The following is a 4,939-nucleotide window of genomic DNA, read 5'->3' on the forward strand; positions in this document are numbered from 1 at the left end:
AGCCCGTAATCGACGAGCTGCGCGGCCGCGGGCGCGGCGACCAGCAGGGGGCAGAGGAGGAGCATCCACCGGAACCGCCATCCGCATCGCGTTCGCATCGTCGTCCACCGGCGCGGGGGGAGAGACAGGACCCGCGCCGTCTACCGGCAGCCGCGCGCGAAGGTTCCGACGCATCGCTGGCGACAAACGACGGAGGGTACGGAGGATGGTCGCCTCCCGTCGCTGCGCGACGGGAGGCCCTCTCCCCCGACCTCCTTTTGCTCGTTCCTCGCAACGTCGGTCGACCCCTCCCCCAACTTCGGGGGAGGGGTTGCAGGGGGCGAGACCCTGCCCGAAGACGAAGTAGGCGCGTAAGCGCGGGTCTCCTCTCTCCGCGAGGAACGAGCGGGGAGAGGCCGGGAGAGGGGCGGGTCGCTCCCGGCGCGAGCCATCCTATCTGCGACATCCCTCGCCGTTGCCTTGCCCTAGCCCCGGAACGCACCTTGCCGCCGCGAATCCGCATCACATCGCCCCACGTCCACCGACCGAGAATCAGCGAAAGCCGCGTCCATGCCCAACCGCCTGGCCCACGAGACGAGTCCGTACCTGCTGCAGCACAAGGACAACCCCGTGGACTGGTATCCCTGGGGGCCGGAGGCGCTGGAGCGGGCGCGCACGGAGGACCGGCCCCTCCTCCTCTCCGTGGGCTACTCGGCGTGCCACTGGTGCCACGTGATGGAACACGAGTCGTTCGAGGACGACGAGACGGCGCGGCTGATGAACGAGTGGTTCGTCCCCGTGAAGGTGGACCGCGAGGAGCGGCCGGACATCGACAGCATCTACATGTCCGCCGTACAGCAGATGACGGGGCACGGCGGCTGGCCCATGACCGTCTTCATCACGCCGGACGGACAGCCCTTCTACGGCGGCACCTACTACCCCCTTGAGCCGCGGTACGGGATGCCCTCGTTCAAGCAGGTGCTGGCGGGGGTGAACGACGCGTGGGTCAACCGCCGCGATGCCGTGGGCGAAAGCGCGCGGGCGCTCACGGACGCCGTCCGCGAGAACACGGACCTGCGCCCGCCGGCGGGCTCGGTGGATCCATCCATCCTGGACCGCGCGTTCCAGTCGCTGGCCACGCGCTTCGACACGGCGTGGGGCGGGCTGGCGGGCGCGCCCAAGTTCCCGCAGCCGCTCACGCTGGAGTTCCTGCTGCGCTACTGGAAGCGCACGGGGGACGAGACGGCCCTTCGCGCGGTGGAGGTGACGCTGCGGCGGATGGCGTCCGGCGGCATCTACGACCACCTGGGCGGCGGATTCGCGCGGTACAGCGTGGACGCGCACTGGCTGGTGCCCCACTTCGAGAAGATGCTGTACGACAACGCGCTGCTCGTCCGCACGTACCTGCACGCGTGGCAGGCCACGGGCTCGCCGGAGTACCTGGCGGTGGCGGAAGACGTGCTGCGCTGGGTCATCAACGAGATGACGTCGCCGGAGGGCGGCTTCTACAGCGCGCTGGACGCGGACAGCGAGGGCGAGGAGGGGCGCTTCTACCTGTGGACGCCGGCGCAGATCGACGAGGTGCTGGGCCCGGAGGACGGCGCCATCGTCCGCGCGTGGTGGGGCGTGACGGAGGAGGGCAACTTCGAGGAGCGCAACATCCTGCATGCGTGGCGCTCCGTGGAGGCGGCGGCGCAGGAGGCCGGCGTCACGCCGCGGCGGCTGATGGAGGCCGTCTCCCGCGCGCGTCCGCTGCTGTACGAGGCGCGCTCGCACCGCGTGTGGCCGGGCCTGGACGACAAGGTGCTGACGGCGTGGAACGCGATGATGCTGCACGCCTTCGCCGACGCCGCGCGTGCCACGGGCGAGCCGGTCTATCGGCAGGTCGCCGTCCGCAGCGCGGAGTTCCTGCTCGGTCGGCTCCGGGTCGATGGCCGGCTGATGCGCACGTACAAGGAGAGGGCGGAAGCCAAGATCCCCGCGTTCCTGGAGGACCACGCGCTCCTCGCGGACGCGCTGATCGCGCTGTACGAGGCCACGTTCGACGCGCGCTGGCTTCATGAGGCGCGCACGCTGGCGGACGAGGTCATCGCGCGCTTCTGGGACGACGCGGAGGGCGTGTTCTACGACACGGCGGCGGACGCGGAGGCGCTCGTCGTCCGCCCGCGCGACCTGTGGGACAACGCGACGCCGTCCGGCACCTCGTCCGCGACGCTCATGCTGCTGCGGCTGGGCGAGATCCTGGGTGAGGCGCGGTACCGCGCCGTAGCGGAGCGCGTGATCCAGGGGATGGCGGAGGTGACGGCGCGCGCGGCGGCGGGGTTCGGCAACCTGCTGTCCGCGATCGACCTCCATCTATCGACGCCGACGGAGATCGCGTTCGTGGGCACGCCGGGGGACGCGGAGACGGATGCGCTGCTGCAAGTGGCCGCCCGCGCCTACCTGCCGAACGCCGTCACCGCGCTCCGCCGCCCGGACGAGGACGACGACGCGGCGGCGCTCATCCCCCTGCTGCGCGACCGCACGGCCCTCGGCGGGCGGGCGACGGCGTACGTGTGCGAGCGGCTCGCCTGTCAGATGCCCGTGCACGAGCCGGCGGCCTTGGCGGAGCAGCTGGGCGCGGGCCCTCACCCGGGAGGCCCTCACCCGCTCGCCTAGGCTCGCACCCTCTCCCGCAAACTGCGCGGGAGAGGGTGTATACTTCCACGAGTTCACCGCATCAGGGCGAACATCGTGCTCCGTGCAGTTCTCCCCCTCCCCCGCGAAGCGGGGGCAGGGGGTCGGGGGGAGGGGGCCCTCCGCGCGCGGTAGACTCCCCGCCACTGTGCACGACCCGCGGTTCTCCCCTCTCCGCGAGGAACGAGCGGAGAGGGTTGGGGGAGGGGCACTCGCCCGAGGCAGGAGTCCCGCCTTCCCTGTCGGATTCTTCCCCCTCGCGTCCCGCCGCCCCGCTCCCTATCTTCGCACTAATATCGTGCAAGCAAGCTCGCACCGTTTTTCTTGTCGCTGACCCGCAGTCCTGAAGGATCCAATGTCGTCGCAGATCGCTCCCGCAACGCTGGAAGGGTGGTACGCCCTTCACCAGGTGTTCAGCACCGACTGGACGTCGCTGCGCGCGCTCATCCGCCAGCACCGCATGGAGATCGGCGAGGAGGCGCGGGCGCTGTGGAGCACGCTGGCTGGCGGCGGCGAAGGCGACGAGGGCGGCTGGAGCGCGGCCTTCCGCCTGATCGGCGGGGGCGGCGACTGGATGTTCGTCCACTTTCGCCGGAGCCTGGACGAGCTGGCAGACGTGCAGCTGCGGCTGCGCGACAGCACCCTGGGCGAGCTGCTGCGGCTGGAGTACGACTACCTGTCCGTGACGGAGGCCGGCCTGTACCACGCCACGGCTCAGGCCGCCGCGGAGGCCAAGCCGGGGAGCGACGAGTACAAGCGGCAGATCGACGAGGCCAAGGCGGCGGAGCTGGCGTCGGCGCACGTGCGCACGCGGCTGTTTCCGCAGGTGCCCCAGGGGATGAAGTACGTGTCGTTCTATCCCATGTCGAAGCGACGCGCCGTGGGAGCCAACTGGTACACGCTCCCCGTGGACGAGCGCAGCCGGCTGATGCGCGAGCACGGGATGACGGGGCGCACGTTCGCCGGCCGCGTGTTCCAGGTGATCACGGGATCCGTGGGGCTGGACGACTGGGAGTGGGGCGTGACGCTGTTTGCCCGCGACCCCCTGGAGTTCAAGCGGATCGTGACGGAGATGCGCTACGACGAGGCCAGCGCGCTGTACGGCGAGTTCGGCCAGTTCTTTACCGGCATCCGTTTTGCGCCCGAGGCGTGGCCGGGGCTGCTGGGCGGGAGCGGCGCGGAACGCTAGACCACGCGGCTGCACGCCCGGCGCGCGGCCCGGGCCCGGTGCGGGTCCGGGCCTTTTCGCGGGCATTCGCCACCCCTGTACAGACCGTGGATGATGAGGCGGGCCGGGCGTTCTGGCCGAACCCCGCGCCATGCCCCTAGATTTCCCCTATGAACTGGACGCTGCCCCTTACGCTGGTCGGCCGGGTGACGGTCGCGCTGCTCTCGGACTTCGGCCGCTTCAGCCGGTTCGTGGCCGAGAGCGGGCGCGCGCTCACGGACCTGGGCACCTGGCCCGGCCTGAGCGTGATGCAGATGCGCAAGCTGGGACTGAACTCGCTGCCCATCGCGCTGTTCCTGAGCGCGTTCACGGGCATCGTGCTGGCCCTGCAGGCGTCGTACACGTTCACGGGCGCCATCCCCCTGTACTTCGTGGGCGCGCTGGTGGGCAAGACGATGATCCTGGAGCTGGGCCCCGTGCTCACGGGGCTGGCCCTGAGCGGACGCATCGGCGCCAACATCGCGGCGGAGCTGGGCACCATGCGCGTGTCGGAGCAGATCGACGCCCTGGAGACCATGGCGTACAACCCGGTGTCGTACCTGGTGGTACCGCGGGTGATCGCGGGCACGTTCATGGTGCCCGTGATCGTCATCTTCGCCAACGTCATCGGCATCATCGCGGGGTGGATCACCTCCATGAACATGCTGGGCCTCACCACCACGCAGTTCGTGCGGGGCCTGCGCCTGTTCTACGACCCGTTCGACATCACGTTCTTCCTGATCAAGTCGATGTCGTTCGGGTTCGTGATCACCGTGGTGGGGTGCTACCAGGGCTTTCACACGCAGGGCGGCGCGGAGGGGGTGGGCGTGGCGACCACGCGGGCGGTGGTGATCGCCAGCGTGCTCATCCTGGTGCTGGACGCCTTCTGGGCCGCCACGCTGCTGCAACAGTGAGCATTCAACTCGTCGACGTCCACAAGGCGTTCGGAAGCAAGCAGATCCTCCGCGGGCTGGACCTGGAGGTGGAGGAGGGCGAGACCGTCGCCCTCGTCGGCTTTTCGGGCGCGGGCAAGTCGGTGACGCTCAAGCACATCGCCGGCCTGCTGATGCCCGACCG

General features: G+C 70.3%; 4 protein-coding genes. All 4 read left to right on the forward strand.

Features of this window, described 5'->3' with window-relative positions; genetic code table 11:
- The first annotated feature begins 549 nt into the window (after nucleotides 1–549).
- Entirely contained in the window at nucleotides 550–2,637 is a 2,088-nt protein-coding gene (locus VFZ20_RS00280) for a thioredoxin domain-containing protein (protein WP_329681804.1), read from the forward strand.
- 373 nt (nucleotides 2,638–3,010) lie between these two features.
- On the forward strand, nucleotides 3,011–3,844 hold the full coding sequence (hemQ, locus tag VFZ20_RS00285) for a hydrogen peroxide-dependent heme synthase (protein ID WP_329681805.1): 834 nt from the start codon (nucleotides 3,011–3,013) through the stop codon (nucleotides 3,842–3,844).
- Between the two features lie 149 nt (nucleotides 3,845–3,993).
- Nucleotides 3,994–4,776, forward strand: coding sequence for an ABC transporter permease (locus VFZ20_RS00290; protein WP_329681806.1), 783 nt, complete (start codon nucleotides 3,994–3,996; stop codon nucleotides 4,774–4,776).
- Nucleotides 4,773–4,939, forward strand: a 167-nt coding sequence (locus tag VFZ20_RS00295) for an ATP-binding cassette domain-containing protein (RefSeq protein WP_329681807.1), incomplete at its 3' end; no start/stop codon positions are given. The genes VFZ20_RS00290 and VFZ20_RS00295, both read left to right, overlap by 4 nt.

Source organism: Longimicrobium sp., assembly GCF_036280135.1.
GTDB lineage: Bacteria > Gemmatimonadota > Gemmatimonadetes > Longimicrobiales > Longimicrobiaceae > Longimicrobium.